Here is a 15528-nt window from a genome sequence, read left to right on the forward strand (position 1 = left end):
GAACATGACCGATCATTCTAGCGACATCGATTCCGTCTCCGGCAAGTCCACGACCGGACACGAGTGGGACGGCATCAAGGAGCTCAACACGCCGCTGCCGCGGTGGTGGGTGATCACCTTCTATCTCACCATCGTCTGGTCGATCGGCTACTGGATCGTCTATCCGGCCTGGCCGCTGATCCAAAGCAACACCACCGGCCTGTTCGGCTACTCCTCGCGCGCCGACGTCGCGGTCGAGCTCGCCAACCTCGAGAAGATCCGGGGTGACAAGATGGCGGCGCTGGGCACGGCCTCGCTCGCCGACATCCAGAAGGATCCGGCTCTACTCGCGCTTGCGCGCGCCAAGGGCAAGACGGTGTTCGGCGACAATTGCGCGCCGTGCCACGGCACGGGTGCGACGGGGTCCAAGGGCTATCCCAACCTGAACGATGACGAATGGCTGTGGGGCGGCTCGCTCGACCAGATCATGCAGACCATCCAGTTCGGCGTGCGGTCGGGCCATGCCAAGACCCATGAGGGGCAGATGCTCGCCTTCGGCAAGGATGGCGTGCTGAAGGGCGACGAGATCGTCACCGCCGCCAATTACGTGCGGTCGCTGTCGGGCCTGTCGACCCGCAACGGCTATGACGCCGCCAAGGGCCAGAAGATCTTCGCGGAGAATTGCGCCGCCTGCCACGGCGACGCCGGCAAGGGCAACCAGGAGATGGGCGCACCTGATCTGACCGACAAGATCTGGCTCTACGGCTCCGACGAGGCGAGCCTGATCGAGACCATCGGCCAGGGCCGCGCCGGCGTGATGCCGGCCTGGGAAGGCCGGCTCGATCCCGCCACCATCAAGGCGATGGCGGTCTACGTCCACTCGCTCGGCGGCGGCAAATAGGCCGGTCCGCGACCGACGACTTCCGGCGGGGGCGAAGAAAAGCGCCCCCGTTTGCGTTGGATCAACCCGCGCGGCGGTGCCGGGTCTAGGTTTAATCGCACCTTTGAAGAAGCTCGAGGCGATGAACAAGACCGTCAATCCGAACGAACTGAAGCCCGCGGACGACGTCGGGCCGCTCTATGCGGCCCGCAAGAAGGTCTATCCCCAGAGCGTCTCCGGTACTTTCCGCCGGATCAAATGGGGCCTGATGGCATTCTGCCTCGGCGTCTACTACTTCCTGCCCTTCGTGCGCTGGAATCGCGGTCTCGGTGCGCCGAGCCAGGCGGTGCTGATCGATCTTTCCAACAGCCGCTTCTATTTCTTCTTCATCGAGCTGTGGCCGCAGGAGGTCTATTACTTCACGGGCCTGTTGATCGTCGCCGCGGTGGCGCTGTTCCTGATGAACTCCATCGGCGGGCGGATCTGGTGCGGCTATCTCTGTCCGCAGACGGTGTGGACCGACCTGTTCTACGCGGTCGAACGACTGATCGAGGGCGACCGGCGCGAGCGGATGAAGAAGGACAAATCGTCCGATCCGATGAAGCTGGAGCGCATCTCCGAGATCGTGCTCAAGCATTCGATCTGGCTCATGATCGCCTGGTGGACCGGCGGCGCCTGGGTGCTCTATTTCAACGACGCGCCGACCCTGGTGAAGGAGCTCGTCACCTTCCAGGGGCCGATGCTCGCCTATATCTGGATCGGCATCCTCACCGCGACGACCTATCTGCTCGCCGGCTTCATGCGCGAGCAGGTCTGCACCTATATGTGTCCGTGGCCGCGCATTCAGGCCGCACTCACCGACGAATGGGCGCTCAACGTCACCTATCGCTATGACCGCGGCGAGAAGCGCACCTCGGTGAAAAAGGCCGCCGAGCTGTGCGCCCTCGGCCAGCAGGTCGGCGATTGCGTCGACTGCTACCAATGCGTCGCGGTCTGCCCGACCGGCATCGACATCCGCAACGGGCCGCAGATGGAATGCATCCAGTGCGGCCTCTGCATCGACGCATGCGACAACGTGATGACAAAGATCGGCCGGCCGAAGCGGCTGATCGGCTACGACAACGACATCAACATCCATCGCCGCCAGGAAGGCAAGGCGCCGATCTACCGGATCGTCCGGCCTCGCACCGTCGTCTATAGTGCCATTATCGCGGCCGTCGGCGGCTTCATGATCTATACGCTGGCGACCCGCAGCCTGCTCGAAGTCAACGTGCTGCACGACCGCAACCCGGTCGCGGTCAAGCTGAGCGACGGCTCGATCCGCAACGCCTATACGGTGCGGCTGCTGAACAAGAGCGGCTACGACCGCGTCATCGCGATCGACGTCGAGGGGCCCGTGAACCCCACGATGCACGTCGTCGGCATCGATTCGGTCACGCCGGACCGTCCGATCATCGTGATCCCGCGCGATGCGACCAGCGAGCTGCGGCTGCTGGTCACCGCGCCGGCCGAAAACAATCCGGAGAAATCGATTCCGGTCCGCTTCCACGTCATGGACATCGGGCTCGGCGTCGCCGCGAGCGCCACCGACAATTTTGTCGCGCCGTAAGATCAGGAGACCACCATGTCATCCAAGCCGCTGACCGGAACCAAGGTTTTCCTGATGCTGGTCGCTTTCTTCGGCCTCGTGATCGGCGTCAATGCCACCATGATGAAGCTCGCCATCGCAACGCTGCCCGGCACCGACGTCGACAGCCCCTATGCCGCGGGCCTCGTCTACGATCGCGAGATCTCGGCGGCGCAGGACCAGGCCGCGCGGAAGTGGAAGGTCAACGCCCATGTCGAGCGCCGCAACGATGGCGGCGCCTCGGTCCAGGTCGAGGCCCGCGACGCCGGCGGCCAGCCGATCTCCGGGCTGAAGTTCGGCGGCCGGCTGGAGCGGCCCACCGACAAGCGCGCCGACCTCGCCGTCGAGCTCAGCGAAGCCGGCATCGGCCTCTATCGCGGCAATGCGGCGTCCGTCGCGCCGGGCCAATGGGACCTGGTGATCGAGGGCGAGGCGCGGGGGACGCGCGTGTTCATGTCGCGCAACCGCGTGATCCTGAACTGAAGGATTCCGTCATGCAGGTCACGCGCGATTTCTCTCATTACGTCCGCGATGCGGGCGAGGGCCTCCGGCACATCGATCTCGCCGTCGAGGGCGTTCACTGCGCCGGCTGCATGGCCAAGATCGAGCGCGGGCTCTCGGCCATCCCCGACGTCACCCTGGCGCGCGTCAACCTCACCGACCGCCGCGTCGCGCTGGAATGGAAGGCGGGCACGCTCGACCCCGGCCGTTTCATCGACCGGCTCGAAGAGCTCGGCTACAAGGCCTATCCGTTCGAGACCGAGAGTGCGGAAGCGGCGGAGGTCGCCGAATCCCGCTTCCTGCTGCGCTGCCTTGGCGTTGCGGCCTTCGCCACCATGAACGTGATGATGCTGTCGATCCCGGTGTGGTCGGGCAACGTCTCGGACATGCTGCCGGAGCAGCGCGATTTCTTCCACTGGCTGTCGGCGCTGATCGCGCTGCCGGCGGCGGCCTATGCCGGCCAGCCGTTCTTTCGCTCGGCCTGGCGCGCTCTGTCGGCCAAGACCACCAACATGGACGTGCCGATTTCGATCGGCGTGATTCTGGCGCTCGGCATGTCCGTGGTCGAGACCATCCACCACGCCGAGCATGCCTATTTCGACGCCGCGATCATGCTGCTGACCTTCCTCCTGGTCGGCCGCTTCCTCGACCAGAACATGCGGCGGCGGACCCGCGCGGTCGCCGGCAATCTCGCCGCGCTGAAGGCGGAGACGGCGGCGAAGTTCATCGGGCCCGACGAGATCTCGCAGGTGCCGGTGGCGGCGATCAATCCGGGCGACATCGTGCTGCTCCGGCCCGGCGAGCGCTGCGCGGTCGACGGCACCGTGATCGAAGGGCGTTCCGAGATCGACCAGAGCCTGATCACCGGCGAGACGCTCTATGTCACGGCCGAGCAGGGCACGCCGGTCTATGCGGGATCGATGAACATCTCCGGCAGCTTGCGGGTGCGAGTCTCGGCCGCCTCCGAGGCGACGCTGCTCGCCGAGATCACGCGGCTGCTCGACAACGCGCTCCAGGCGCGCTCGCGCTACATGCGCCTTGCCGACCGGGCCTCGCGGCTCTATGCGCCGGTGGTGCATGCGACCGCGCTCCTGACCATTCTCGGATGGGTCCTCGCCGGTGCGAGCTGGCACGATGCGATCGTGACCGGCGTCGCCGTGCTGATCATCACCTGTCCCTGCGCCCTAGGGCTTGCGATCCCGACGGTGCAGACGGTGGCCTCGGGCGCGATGTTCAAGGCCGGTGTGCTGCTCAATGCGGGCGATGCGATCGAGCGGCTGGCTGAAGCCGACCATGTGATCTTTGACAAGACCGGCACGCTGACGCTGCCCGATCTCGAGGTGATGAACGCCGCCGCCATCCCCGCCGACATCTTCGAGCTCGCCGGCCGGCTCGCACTGTCGAGCCATCACCCCGTGGCTGCCGCCGTCGCTCAAGCTGCCGGTGCGAAGTCTCCGATCCTCAGTGCGGTGGAGGAGGCCGGGCAGGGCGTCCGTGCGACCGTCGACAGCGTCGAGCTTCGCCTCGGCCGTCCCTCCTTCTGCGGCGCCGAGGCGCTGGTCGGCAGCGCCGCGCTTGATCCCGAAGCCTCCATCGTGGCTTTCAGCAAGGGCAGCGAAAGATTCATCCTCTCGGTTCGCCAAGGCCTGCGACCCGATGCCAAGGCGGTGATCGCGGCTCTGAAGGCGCGCAACATCGGCATCGAGATCCTGTCCGGCGATCGCGAGCCGGCCGTGAAGGCCGCGGCCCAATCGCTCGACATCCCCGAGTGGCGCGCCAGCGTCACCCCGGCCGACAAGATCGCGCGGATCGAGGAGCTGAAACGGCGCGGTGCGAAAGTGCTGATGGTCGGCGACGGCATGAACGATGCGCCATCGCTCGCGGCGGCCCATGTCTCGATGTCGCCGATCTCGGCCGCGCATCTCAGCCAGGCCACCGCCGATCTCGTCTTCCTCGGCCGGCCGCTGGCGCCGGTGGTTGCCGCCATCGACGCCTCGCGCAAGGCGCTGCATTTGATGCGGCAGAACCTCTGGCTTGCGATCGGCTACAATGTGCTCGCGGTGCCGGTTGCGATCAGCGGCGTCGTGACGCCCCTGATCGCCGCTGCCGCCATGAGCGGATCGTCGATCCTGGTGATGCTGAACTCGCTGCGCGCCCGCAGCGCCTCGCGGGAGATCGTGTAATGGAGATACTGGTCATCCTGGTCCCGCTAGCATTGATGCTCGGAGGTGCCGGTCTCGTCGCTTTCCTGTGGTCGCTCAGGAGCGGCCAGTACGACGATCTCGACGGCGCCGCCTGGCGCGCGATCGCCGACGACGAGCCGCCGCAGGAAGCGCCGGCCAAGCGCTAGCGTTTCAGGGCGAATGTAAGCAGGGCTGCGGCAGCGAGCGCCGCGCCCACGCCGAGTACGCACGCCTGCCAGCCGAAAGCGTCGAACAGGCGGCCGAGCACGGCGGTGCCGACCAGTCCGCCGCAGAAGTAACACGCAAGATAGGTCCCGCTGGCGATGCCGCGGTTGTCGGCTGCGGCCTGTCCGACGAAACCCGTGGCGGCGGCCTGTGCGAGGAATGTGCCGACCCCGACCAGGACCATGCCGGTGAGCACTTCGCTCAGACGCGGCGACAGCATCAAGGGCAGACCGAGCCCGGCGACAGTGAGCGCGCCCCAGATCGTGGGCCGCGTTCCCAGCCGCGCGGCCACCCTGCCGGCCAGAAGCGTCGTGACGATCGACGGCAGGAAGACGAAATAGACGAGGCCGAGATCCATCATGCCGAGCGACAGCGGCGGCCGCACCAACACGAAATTGACGTAGGTGAAGGTGCCGATGAAGGCGAACAGGATGCAGAAGCCGATGCCGAAAGAGGCGCGCAGCTGCGGATTGCGCCAATGCGCGATGGTGGCGGCGAGCGGCGAAGCCGCCGGCGTCATCGCATGCATCGGCGGCACGCGGTTGACGGTGAAATAGACCAGCGCCGCGCCGGCAAGATTGAGCGCCGCGAAGAAGTAGAAGTTCCAGGCGAGGCCGAGGCCATCGGCCAATGCGGCCGAGATCAGCCGGCCGACGAGATTGCTGGCGACATTGCCGGTGATGTAGGCGGCAAAGGCGCCGCCGGCGTCCATGGCGCTGCATTGCTCGCCGAGATAGGCGAGGGTGAGCGCGAAGGCGGACGCCATGCACAGGCCCTGCGCGACCCGCAACGCGGTGAAGACGGCAAGATTGGGCGCGACAGCAAGCAGGCTGGTGGGAACCGCAAGCAGGACCAGGCTGAGCAGGATGCCCGTTCGCCGGTCGATACGCGGGCTGAAGAAGCCGACGACGAGGCTGGCTGCGGCCATGCCGAAGGTGCTGGCATTGACGGCAAAGCCCATTGCCGCGGGTGTGACGCCGTAGTGCCGTGTCAGCGAGGGCAGGATCGCCTGCGTCGCGAAGAGATCGACGACCGTCAGGAATGCGGTGAGGCCGATCACGAGCGAGCGAAACGCGAAGCCAGGGGAATGCGCATTCATCGTCGTCGCGGTCGGTTTGATCGATGCGGAAAGATCGGTCATGTCGTTGCGCTCCCTCATGCCCCGGCATGCCCCGAGCGCGCGCCTCGTCCTTTGAGACGACCGCGGAGCCTGTCATCGGGCCGCGCTCTGCGCCGACCCGGTGGCGGTCTCCTCAGGATGAGGCTAAGCGACATCGTGGCCGCCGAGGCTGCTGCCGCACACTCCGTCCTCATCCTGAGGAGCCCGCCTGAAGCGGGCGTCTCGAAGGATGGCCGCACGGAATTACATATGGCGGTCGTTGGGATCCTTGCGGACGTCGCCGACATAGAGAATGACGGTCTCCTTGCCGAGGTTCTTCCACCAGTGCGAGGTGCCGTGGACTTCGGGGCGGATGTCGCCGGCCTTGTGCACGATCGGGTCGACGCAGTTGGAGGCGTATTCGACGATCTCGCCCTGCTGCACGAAGATCAGGGCCGGACGGTCGTCATGGCTGTGCCAGGGCACGATGCCGCCGGGCTCGATGGTCAGCTTGCGGAAGCGCAGCTCGCGGCCCTCAATACGGGCGGGCTGCTTGCCGAGATCGATCGCGCCGAGCGTCACGTCGGTAACGCCGACAGGCTTGTAGTCGACCATCGGCTGCGCATTCGGCTTGGTCTTGCCGGCCGGACATTCGCCGGCGAAAACCGGCGTCGCAAATGTCAGCGCGCCGAGAACGGCAACGCCTGTCCAAACCACGCGCGACATTGTGAGATGGCTAGACATGGAAAGTCTCCTCTGTTGGCCGCGAGCCCTGATGGCCGCGGGCTATGGCAGGAGCTTCGTCGAGACCTTTTCCATGTTGAAATGCCGGCTTGCTTTCGATGCGATAGCCCCGCGCTATGCCGATAGGCGGCAGCTATCGAACCGATTGGGCATCGGCATTTCCGCTTTCGCAGCATCCGGCGTCCGATGCCAGCACGCCCGATTGCGGTCGCCCCTTGCGGGCGGACGAACCGGGAAACTAATATTCGCCCGCAAGGAAGCCGGAGCAGGAAGATGACGTCTCTCTCGCCAGCCGATGCCGAACAGCTCAGGCTCGCGTTCCAGCGCTGCCGCGACATGGACAGCACGCTGAACGAACAGCTCCGCGCCTATGCAGATGCCAGCCGCGAGGTCTTTCCGGCCTATGGCGAGGCGGTCGATCGCCTGGTCGCGCGATTGAGCGACAACGGCGGCGGCGAGACCGCGCCGCGGCCGGGCGACCCGATGCCGCCGTTCATGCTGCCCGACGAGGGTGGCCGTCTCGTGTCGCTGCCCTCGCTGCTGGAGGGAGGCCCCGTCGCGGTGATGTTCTTCCGCGGCCATTGGTGTCCCTATTGCCGGCTCAATGTCCGCGCCGTGGTCCAGGCGCTGGACCGCATCAAGGCGATGGGGGCGCAGGTTGTCGCGATCGTGCCGGAGACGCAGGAATATACCGGGCAGCTCAAGGCCGAATCCGGCGCGCCGTTTCCGATCCTGACGGATCTCGACAACGGCTATGCGCTGTCGCTCGACCTCGCGATCTGGTTAGGTGCCGAGATCCAGCAATTGCTGTCCTATCAGGACATGGCGAAATTCCACGGCAATGACGGCTGGATGCTGCCGATCCCGGCCGTGTTCCTGGTCGGACGCGACGGCATCGTGAAAGCCCGCTTTGTCGATCCGGATTTCCGCAAGCGCATGGAGATCGAGGATCTGATCGAAGCGCTGGAGCGCGCGAGCCAGGAGAATTGAGCTACGCTTTCTTCCTTCTCCCCTTGTGGGAGAAGGTGGCGCGAAGCGCCGGATGAGGGGTTGCCTCCGCAATCACAAATGAGGATTGGAGTCGCGGAGAGATACCCCTCACCCGTCTCGCCGCTATGCGGCGAGCCACCCTCTCCCACAGGGGGAGAGGGGAAGGGCGGTCGACACTGTAAAGACTACCCCGCGATCTCGCGCCAGTCGGCGCCGCGCAGCATGCGCATCACGGCGTTGCCCACGGCGGTGCGTTGCCGGCCGGCGACCCCATAGAGATTGACGGTGCGGCGGGCGTCCAGCCCTGTGACCGCGGCGCGGGTCAGCCGCTCCGGCACGGGCGAGGTGTGCGGCATCATGGCGACGCCCATCTCGGCCTCGACCAGCTCGATCAAGTCGCGCTCGTTCGAGACCTCATGACCCTGTTCGATGTCGATGCCGTGCTCGCGCAGGCTCGCGGAGATGCGGCGCGCGTGCTCGCAGAAAGTTCGGCTCAGCAGCAGCTCCGATCGCAGATCGTCCAGTTCGACCGAGCTGCGGCCGGCCAGCCGGTGCCCGTCGCCGACGACGAGCTCGAAGCTCTCGGTGAACAGCGGCCAGACATCCAGCCGGTCCCAGGCCTCGTCGATCTCGGCAGCAATGCCGAGCTCGGCTTCGCCCTTCTTCAGGAAGTCGCCGACCTCCCGGCCCGAGCCGCGCAGAAAGCGGAATTCGAGCCGGTTGAACTGCCGCTTGATCTCGTTGAGATGCGGAATCAGCAAAGCGAGGTCGATCGAATGCGTCAGCGCAATGCGGAGCGCACCGATCTCTCCGCTCCTGAACGAGGAGGCGAGCGAGCGCGCGCCGATGGCCGCGTCATAGCACTGCTTCAGGAGTGGATGCATGCGCTGGCCGAGCTCAGTCAATTGCGCGGCGGGGCGTTCGCGGCGGAACAGGTCGCCGCCCAGCTCGGCCTCGAGCTGCTTGATCGCTCGCGTCAGCGAGGGCTGCGTGACGTTGCATTCCTCGGCCGCGCGCGTGAAGTTCAAGAGCTGCGCCACCGCGAGGAAATAGCGGACCTGGTGCATTTCCATGGATCGGCTCCCAGCAAAAATCGACCGGAAATCTAGCCGATCAGGGCGAAAAATGACATCCCGCCTGCGATAGCGCGGACGTATCGACTCGGAAGCCAACCGGCATTTCCGCAAATCCCGGAGATCCCGCACATTTCGCTCCAGCCTGGCGCGGTGTCGCGCCGAGAAGAGGTCTGGATCATGAATATTCCCATCAAGACGCAGACGTCCGCTTCATCGCGCGTGCTTGCCGGCAAGGTGGCGCTTGTCACCGGGTCGACCAGCGGCATCGGTCTCGGTATCGCGCGGGCCCTCGCCGCCTCAGGCGCCGACATCGTGCTCAATGGCCTTGGTGTCGCCAGCGAGATCGGCCGGACGCGCGAGCAGATCGCCGCCGAGTTCGGCGTCAAGGCCAGCTATTCGCCGGCGGACATGACGAGGCCGAAATCGATCGCCGAGATGATCGCGGCGACGGTGGCCCAATCCGGCCGGCTGGACATCCTGGTCAACAACGCCGGCATCCAGCATGTCGCGCCGCTCGACCAGTTTCCGGTCGAGAAGTGGGACCAGATCCTCGCAATCAACCTGTCCTCGGCCTTCCACACCACGCGGCTCGCGTTGCCGGCAATGCGGCAGAACGGTTTCGGCCGGATCATCAACATTGCCTCCACGCACGGCCTGGTCGGTTCGCCGTTCAAGGCAGCCTATGTCACCGCCAAGCATGGCATCGTCGGCCTCACCAAGGTGACGGCGCTGGAGACGGCGGAGCAGGGCATCACCTGCAACGCAATCTGCCCTGGTTATGTCCATACGCCGCTGGTCGAGGCGCAGATCGACGGCCAGGCCAAGGCCCATGGCATCTCCCGCGATCAGGTGATCCGCGACGTGCTGCTGGCGCAACAGCCGAACAAGCGCTTTGTTACGGTCGAGGAGCTCGGTGCACTCGCGGTGTTCCTGTCGACGGACGCGGCGGCCTCGATCACCGGCGTTGCGCTGCCGGTCGACGGCGGTTGGACCGCGCATTGACATGGGCCGGCGCAGCAAGTCGAATACTCGAACAGTGCAAGCTCACCAGGAGCGAGACATGGGCACGCAGGACAATTCTCAGCATAAGCAGCACGACCTGCCGGGTCAGGTCGTGCTCGTGCTTCAGGGCGGCGGCGCGCTCGGCTCGTACCAGGCCGGGGTCTACCAGGCCTTGCACGAAGCCGGCATCGAGCCGGACTGGATCATCGGCACCTCGATCGGCGCCATCAATGCGAGCCTCATCGCCGGCAACGCGCCCGAGCACCGGCTCGCGCGCTTGCGGGAGTTCTGGAAGCGGATGGAGCAGAAGCCGGTCTGGGACTGGCGAGCCGCGTTTCCCGGCTTCAACGAGAAGCTGGCCTATTGGTCGACCGTGACCCACGGCATTGCCGGTTTCTTCCGGCCCAATCCGCTGGCCCATGCCGGCGATTCCTATCCGCTGGGCGCCGATTACGCCGGCTATTATTCGACCGCGCCGCTGGAGAAGACGCTGAGCGAGCTCGTCGATTTTGATCTCGCCAACCGCTGCGCACCGCGTCTGACGGTCGGTGCGGCTCATGTCGGCACCAGCGAAATGCGCTATTTCGACAGCCGCGACGGCGAGCTGACGGTGAAGCATGTGATGGCCTCGGGCGCGCTGCCGCCGGCTTTCCCCGCCGTGCGCATCGACGGCGAGCTCTATTGGGACGGCGGCATCCTGTCGAACACGCCGACCGAAGCCGTGTTCGACGACAATCCACGCAGGAACTCGCTGATCTTCTCCGTGCATCTGTGGAATCCGGTCGGGCCGGAGCCGACCACGATGGCGGAGGTGCTGAACCGGCACAAGGACGTGCAATATTCCAGCCGCATCGCCAGCCAGATCGTGCGACAGCAGCAGGCCCATCGTCTGCGCCACGTCATTAACCAGCTCGCGGCGCGGCTGCCCGAGAGCGAGCGCAACGATCCCGCGGTGAGGGAACTGACGAGCTACGGCTGCCCGACCCGCATGCACGTGGTGCGGCTGCTGGCGCCTCAGCTCGAGCACGAGACCCATACCAAGGATATCGACTTCAGTCCGTCCGGGATCACGCGGCGCTGGCACGCCGGCTATGCGCACACGAAATCGGTGCTGGCGCGCAAGCCCTGGATCGGCGAATTCGATCCGCTCGCCGGCGTCGTGCTGCACGAGCATATGGACGAGATGCCGATGGCGGCGGAGTGAGGCTCTGTTCGTCATAGCCTCGCACGACGACGATTTTGCAGGCGCGCGGTCCGGAGTATGGTCGCCGTATCTTCGTCGCGAGGCTTGCAATTGGTCGCTGAGAAAGATCTGGAGGAGTCGCTCGAGACGCTGCGTGCCAACGCGGCGGGACCGGTCGCGGGCGTATTCGGTCCGGCCTCACTGACCTGGCAGATCGACCGGGAGGCCGTGCTCTTTCTCGGCGCCGGCCGTGCGCTGCTGCTGCAACTGGCCCATCCCTGGGTGGCGGCGGCGATCGCCGAGCATTCGCGTACCCTCGCCGATCCGATCGGCCGCTTCCATCGCACCTTCGACATCGTCTTTACGATGGTGTTCGGCTCGCTGGACCGGGCGCTGCTGTCGTCCCGGCAGCTGCATCGGCGTCACAGCATGATCGTCGGCGAGATGCCCGAGACCGTGGGGCCGTTCGCGGCCGGCTCGCGCTACTGCGCCAACGACATCCCCGCGCTGCGCTGGGTCCACGCCACGCTGGTCGAGACCGCGCTCATGGCACATGATCTGGTGCTGCCGCCACTCTCGGCGGAGGAGCGCGATCGCTATTGGAGCGAGGCCAGGCTGTACGGCGCCCTCTTCGGATTAAAGGGGGATGATTTGCCGGCGGACTGGTCCGGCTTCGTCGCCTACACCAAGGCAATGGCGCAGTCGGAGACGCTAACCGTTGGCCCTGCGGCGCGCGAGATCGCCGCGCAGATATTCAGCGGCGCGCGCCCGTGGCTGCGGCCGCCGCGCTGGTATTGCGCGCTCACCGCGAGCATGCTGCCCGAGCGCTTGCGCGCGGGCTTCGGCTTCGAGCTCGACGCGCGTGCGATCCGATCCGCCGATAACGCGCTGCGGTGGATCCGGCGCGTCTATCCGAAATTGCCTGGCCGGCTGCGCTATGTCGGTCCCTACCAGGAAGCGCAGGCGCGGCTGCGGGGCGAAGCGCGGCCCGACTGGATGACGCGGTGTCTTAATCGCGCCTGGATCGGCCGTCCGCAGATGGATGTGCGCGGGAAATAGGGACTCGAGGGCAAGCTCGTTGCAGCTTGTCATTCCGGGGCGCGCGGAGCGCGAGCCCGGAATCCATTTCTCCGAGCGTTCCGGCCGCACGATGGATTCCGGGCTCGCGCCAAACGGCGCGCCCCGGAATGACAGCGGTGCCTCACACCGACGCCAGCTTGCGGTACAGCGCGCTGTAGCTGCCGGCCGAGATGCTCCAGGAGAACGAGCGCCCCATGGCGCTGCGGCGCATCGTGTCGAGCTGGTCGTGGGCCATGAAGGCCGAGAAGGCGCGCCGCACGCCGCCGAGGAAGGACTCGCGCGACGGCCTCGAGAACAGGAAGCCGGTCTCGCCGTCGCTGATGGTCTCGGCGAGGCCGCCGGTCTGGTGACCGATCGGCAGCGAGCCGAAGCGCTGGGCGTACATCTGGCTGAGCCCGCACGGCTCGAACCGCGACGGCATCAAGGTGAAGTCGCTGCCGGCGAAGATGCGCCGCGCCTGGGCCTCGTTGAAGCCGATCGCAACCCCGATGGCGTCGGGGCGGCGGCGGTGCGCGTCGATCAAGGCCTGCTCGAGCGCCGGCTCGCCGGAGCCGGTGACCACGATCTGCCCGCCGGCATCGACGATCTCGTCCGCCGCCGACAGCACGAGGTCGATCCCCTTCTGGTGCACGAGGCGCGCGACGATGCCGAACATCGGCCCGCGCGAGACCGCCAGCCCGAACTGCTTGCGGACGTAATCCGCATTCGCCTTCTTGCCGACCCAGTCGCCGGCGCCGAATTGCTGGGCGAGCTGGGCGCAGGAGCGCGGGTCCCAGCTCTCGTCGATGCCGTTGAGGATGCCGGTGAGCTCGGCGGCGTCCGAGCGCAGGCGGAGCAGGCCCTCGAGGCCACAGCCGAATTCGGCCGTGGTGATCTCCCGCGCATAGGTGCCGCTGACCGTGGTGAGGTGCGAGGCGTAGACGAGGCCCGCCTTGAGGAAGGAGACCTGATCGTAGAACTCGACGCCATCGATGTGGAAGGAGCTCTCCGGTGCGCCGATCCGCCGCAGCGAGTCCTTCGGGAAGAGGCCCTGATAGGCGAGGTTATGGATGGTCAGGATGGACGGCAGCTTGGCGCCCTGCCAAGCCAGATAGGCCGGCACGAGCGAGGCCTGCCAATCGTTGGCATGGATCAGGTCTGCTGCCCAATTCTTGTCCAGCTTGCCCATGGCGAGCTCAGCCGCGGCCGAGGCCAAGCGCGCGAAGCGGATGTCGTTGTCGGGCCAATCGCGCCCGAGTTCGTCGCCATAGGGGTTGCCCGGTCGGTCGTAGAGCTGCGAGCACAACAGCACATAGACCGGCAGGCCGTCCTTGGTCGCGGCACGGCCGAGCGAGCAGGCCGGCATCTCCGCGAATGCGGGACAGCGGCCAACGATCTGAATATGCGTGAGTTGCTCGATGATGTCGCGATAGCCGGGCAGCATGATCCGGATATCGGCGAAGGAGCGAAGTGCGCGGGGGAGGGCGGCGGAAACGGCGCCCAGTCCGCCGACGCGGACGAAGTCGTCCATCTCCGTGGTGACGAACAAGACCCTCAAGAACAACCGCCCTCTTTCGACCCCGCTTGCTGCTATGCAAGAACGGGTCCAGTTGTGCTGGAAATCCAAAGCCCGCCCACGCGGCACGTCTGTTCGGTAAACACTTTCCTACTCAGCCGCCGCCCTCTAGGGTCGCCGCATCAACAACAAAGATCTTCGATGGTTCCACGAGTTCAAGGGCGCAGGCAGGCATGCAGCTAGCAGATAAGCATGAGGGGACGACGACAAAGGCCTTCGCGGGCCTGCGGGTGCTGGATTTTTCGACCACCATCGCCGGGCCCCATTGCACGCGGATGCTCGCCGACATGGGTGCCGAGGTCATCAAGATCGAGACCGATGGCGGCGAGACGATGCGGACGCGGCCTCCCCTCCGCAACGGCTGCAGCACCGCGTTCGGTCAGCTCAATGTCGGCAAGAAGAGCGTGGTCCTCGACCTCAAGTCCGAGGATGGCAAGGAGGCGGTGCGCCGGCTGGCCGCGACGTCGGACATTCTGGTCGAGAACTTCCGTCCCGGCGTGATGCGCCGCCTTCGGCTCGACTACGACAGCCTGCGTCAGGTCAACCCGAGGCTGATCTATTGCTCGATCTCGGGCTATGGCCAGACCGGCCCTTCGGCCGAGCTGCCGGCCTACGCCCCGGTGATCCACGCGGCCTCGGGCTATGACATGGCCCATCTCGCCTACCAGCCGGGCCGCAACCGTCCCGACTATTGCGGTATCTACCACGCCGACGTCGTCACCGGGACCTATGGTTTTGGCGCGATCGCGTCGGCGCTCTATCAACGCAGCGTGACTGGCGCCGGCCAGCACATCGATGTCTCCATGCTGGAAACCATGCTGTCGCTGACGCTGACCGAGCTGCAGAGCTCGCAATTCGCGGTGCCGCCGCCGCCACGCCCGATGTTCGGACCGACCGAGACGGCAAGCGGCTACGTCATGATCACGATCGCCAGCGAGAAGACGTTCCAGGCCCTGATGGGGGTGATCGGCCGCCCGGACTGGGTCTCCGATCCGCGTTGCGCCACCTATGCCGCGCGGCGCGCGAACTGGGCCGAGCTGATGGACGGCGTCGAAATCTGGTCGCGGCAGCTTTCGACCGATGCGTGCTTGCGCGTGCTTGGCGCTGCCGGCGTGCCGGCCTCGGCCTATCGCAGCGTGTCCGAGGCCTTGGCCGATCCGCAGCTTGCGCACCGCCAGGCACTCTCCGAGGTGCGGGACGAGGGCGGCTCGTTCCAGGTGCTCAACCTGCCGTTTCGGATGTCGGGGGCTGACACGGCGCCGGCCAAGACCGTGTCCGTGCTCGGGGAGCACACCGACGCGTTGCGCCAGGAGATCGGCCTTGCGGACGGTACGGCAATTCCGCCAGGCAAAACGGCCGCGACATCTTGAGTCTCATCGCCGCCACATGCGGCGTTCGAACTCT

General features: G+C 66.2%; 14 protein-coding genes. 10 read left to right on the forward strand and 4 right to left on the reverse strand.

Annotation, left to right across the window (positions count from 1 at the left end; translation table 11 throughout):
• The first annotated feature begins 4 nt into the window (after positions 1 to 4).
• From ccoP to ccoS, 5 genes are all read left to right on the forward strand, one after another.
• Complete coding sequence (gene ccoP / locus I6F16_RS11105) at positions 5 to 880, forward strand: cytochrome-c oxidase, cbb3-type subunit III (protein ID WP_036025941.1); 876 nt, start codon at positions 5 to 7, stop codon at positions 878 to 880.
• A gap of 121 nt (positions 881 to 1001) precedes the next feature.
• A complete protein-coding gene (gene ccoG / locus I6F16_RS11110; RefSeq protein WP_225112676.1) occupies positions 1002 to 2468 on the forward strand; it encodes a cytochrome c oxidase accessory protein CcoG in 1467 nt (488 codons plus the stop codon).
• 15 nt (positions 2469 to 2483) lie between these two features.
• Positions 2484 to 2969: a FixH family protein gene (locus tag I6F16_RS11115; RefSeq protein ID WP_057026793.1), complete on the forward strand. Its 486-nt coding sequence runs from the start codon at positions 2484 to 2486 to the stop codon at positions 2967 to 2969.
• An 11-nt stretch (positions 2970 to 2980) separates the two neighbouring features.
• On the forward strand, positions 2981 to 5170 hold the full coding sequence (locus tag I6F16_RS11120) for a cation-translocating P-type ATPase (protein ID WP_225112675.1): 2190 nt from the start codon (positions 2981 to 2983) through the stop codon (positions 5168 to 5170).
• Entirely contained in the window at positions 5170 to 5337 is a 168-nt protein-coding gene (gene ccoS / locus I6F16_RS11125; RefSeq protein ID WP_008550618.1) for a cbb3-type cytochrome oxidase assembly protein CcoS, read from the forward strand. Before I6F16_RS11120 ends, ccoS begins: the two co-directional genes overlap by 1 nt.
• Here the strand turns inward: ccoS and I6F16_RS11130 are convergent.
• Both I6F16_RS11130 and I6F16_RS11135 read right to left on the reverse strand, forming a co-directional pair.
• Positions 5334 to 6536, reverse strand: coding sequence for an MFS transporter (locus I6F16_RS11130; RefSeq protein ID WP_225112674.1), 1203 nt, complete (start codon positions 6534 to 6536; stop codon positions 5334 to 5336). The two genes, ccoS and I6F16_RS11130, sit on opposite strands and share 4 nt — an antisense overlap.
• Positions 6537 to 6758: 222 nt before the next feature.
• The gene (locus I6F16_RS11135) at positions 6759 to 7238 is read right to left on the reverse strand and encodes a cupin domain-containing protein (protein ID WP_225112673.1); all 480 of its coding nucleotides are present in this window, start codon (positions 7236 to 7238) and stop codon (positions 6759 to 6761) included.
• 273 nt (positions 7239 to 7511) lie between these two features.
• Between I6F16_RS11135 and I6F16_RS11140 the strand changes: the two genes are divergently transcribed.
• Positions 7512 to 8228 (forward strand): peroxiredoxin-like family protein, encoded by a 717-nt coding sequence (locus I6F16_RS11140; protein WP_225112672.1) that lies wholly within the window; start codon positions 7512 to 7514, stop codon positions 8226 to 8228.
• A gap of 185 nt (positions 8229 to 8413) precedes the next feature.
• Here I6F16_RS11140 and I6F16_RS11145 read toward each other — a convergent pair whose 3' ends face one another.
• The gene (locus I6F16_RS11145) at positions 8414 to 9301 is read right to left on the reverse strand and encodes a LysR family transcriptional regulator (protein ID WP_225112671.1); all 888 of its coding nucleotides are present in this window, start codon (positions 9299 to 9301) and stop codon (positions 8414 to 8416) included.
• Positions 9302 to 9481: 180 nt separating this feature from the next.
• Here I6F16_RS11145 and I6F16_RS11150 point away from each other — a divergent pair, with 180 nt between their 5' ends.
• The 3 genes from I6F16_RS11150 (at position 9482) to I6F16_RS11160 (ending at position 12548) form a co-directional block, all read left to right on the forward strand.
• Entirely contained in the window at positions 9482 to 10306 is an 825-nt protein-coding gene (locus tag I6F16_RS11150) for a 3-hydroxybutyrate dehydrogenase (protein ID WP_128263540.1), read from the forward strand.
• Between the two features lie 58 nt (positions 10307 to 10364).
• Positions 10365 to 11510 (forward strand): patatin-like phospholipase family protein, encoded by a 1146-nt coding sequence (locus tag I6F16_RS11155; protein WP_036025933.1) that lies wholly within the window; start codon positions 10365 to 10367, stop codon positions 11508 to 11510.
• 90 nt (positions 11511 to 11600) lie between these two features.
• Positions 11601 to 12548, forward strand: coding sequence for an oxygenase MpaB family protein (locus tag I6F16_RS11160; RefSeq protein WP_225112670.1), 948 nt, complete (start codon positions 11601 to 11603; stop codon positions 12546 to 12548).
• 142 nt (positions 12549 to 12690) lie between these two features.
• Here I6F16_RS11160 and glgA read toward each other — a convergent pair whose 3' ends face one another.
• Positions 12691 to 14106, reverse strand: a complete 1416-nt coding sequence (gene glgA, locus I6F16_RS11165; RefSeq protein WP_225112669.1) for a glycogen synthase GlgA — start codon at positions 14104 to 14106, stop codon at positions 12691 to 12693.
• Positions 14107 to 14297: 191 nt separating this feature from the next.
• Between glgA and I6F16_RS11170 the strand changes: the two genes are divergently transcribed.
• On the forward strand, positions 14298 to 15494 hold the full coding sequence (locus I6F16_RS11170) for a CoA transferase (protein WP_225112668.1): 1197 nt from the start codon (positions 14298 to 14300) through the stop codon (positions 15492 to 15494).
• The last annotated feature ends 34 nt before the right edge of the window (positions 15495 to 15528 follow it).

The organism is Bradyrhizobium sp. IC4060, from assembly GCF_020193715.1.
Taxonomy (GTDB): domain Bacteria; phylum Pseudomonadota; class Alphaproteobacteria; order Rhizobiales; family Xanthobacteraceae; genus Bradyrhizobium; species Bradyrhizobium yuanmingense.

What these genes read in the sequence shown, in the direction of transcription:
- I6F16_RS11140 (WP_225112672.1), top strand. Translation starts at nt 7,512, where the DNA reads ATGACGTCTCTCTCGCCAGCCGATGCCGAACAGCTCAGGCTCGCGTTC.
- ccoP (WP_036025941.1), top strand. Translation starts at nt 5, where the DNA reads ATGACCGATCATTCTAGCGACATCGATTCCGTCTCCGGCAAGTCCACG.
- I6F16_RS11120 (WP_225112675.1), top strand. Translation starts at nt 2,981, where the DNA reads ATGCAGGTCACGCGCGATTTCTCTCATTACGTCCGCGATGCGGGCGAG.
- I6F16_RS11170 (WP_225112668.1), top strand. Translation starts at nt 14,298, where the DNA reads ATGCAGCTAGCAGATAAGCATGAGGGGACGACGACAAAGGCCTTCGCG.
- I6F16_RS11155 (WP_036025933.1), top strand. Translation starts at nt 10,365, where the DNA reads ATGGGCACGCAGGACAATTCTCAGCATAAGCAGCACGACCTGCCGGGT.
- I6F16_RS11130 (WP_225112674.1), bottom strand. Translation starts at nt 6,536, where the DNA reads ATGACCGATCTTTCCGCATCGATCAAACCGACCGCGACGACGATGAAT.
- I6F16_RS11115 (WP_057026793.1), top strand. Translation starts at nt 2,484, where the DNA reads ATGTCATCCAAGCCGCTGACCGGAACCAAGGTTTTCCTGATGCTGGTC.
- I6F16_RS11145 (WP_225112671.1), bottom strand. Translation starts at nt 9,301, where the DNA reads ATGGAAATGCACCAGGTCCGCTATTTCCTCGCGGTGGCGCAGCTCTTG.
- I6F16_RS11135 (WP_225112673.1), bottom strand. Translation starts at nt 7,238, where the DNA reads ATGTCTAGCCATCTCACAATGTCGCGCGTGGTTTGGACAGGCGTTGCC.
- ccoG (WP_225112676.1), top strand. Translation starts at nt 1,002, where the DNA reads ATGAACAAGACCGTCAATCCGAACGAACTGAAGCCCGCGGACGACGTC.
- I6F16_RS11150 (WP_128263540.1), top strand. Translation starts at nt 9,482, where the DNA reads ATGAATATTCCCATCAAGACGCAGACGTCCGCTTCATCGCGCGTGCTT.
- ccoS (WP_008550618.1), top strand. Translation starts at nt 5,170, where the DNA reads ATGGAGATACTGGTCATCCTGGTCCCGCTAGCATTGATGCTCGGAGGT.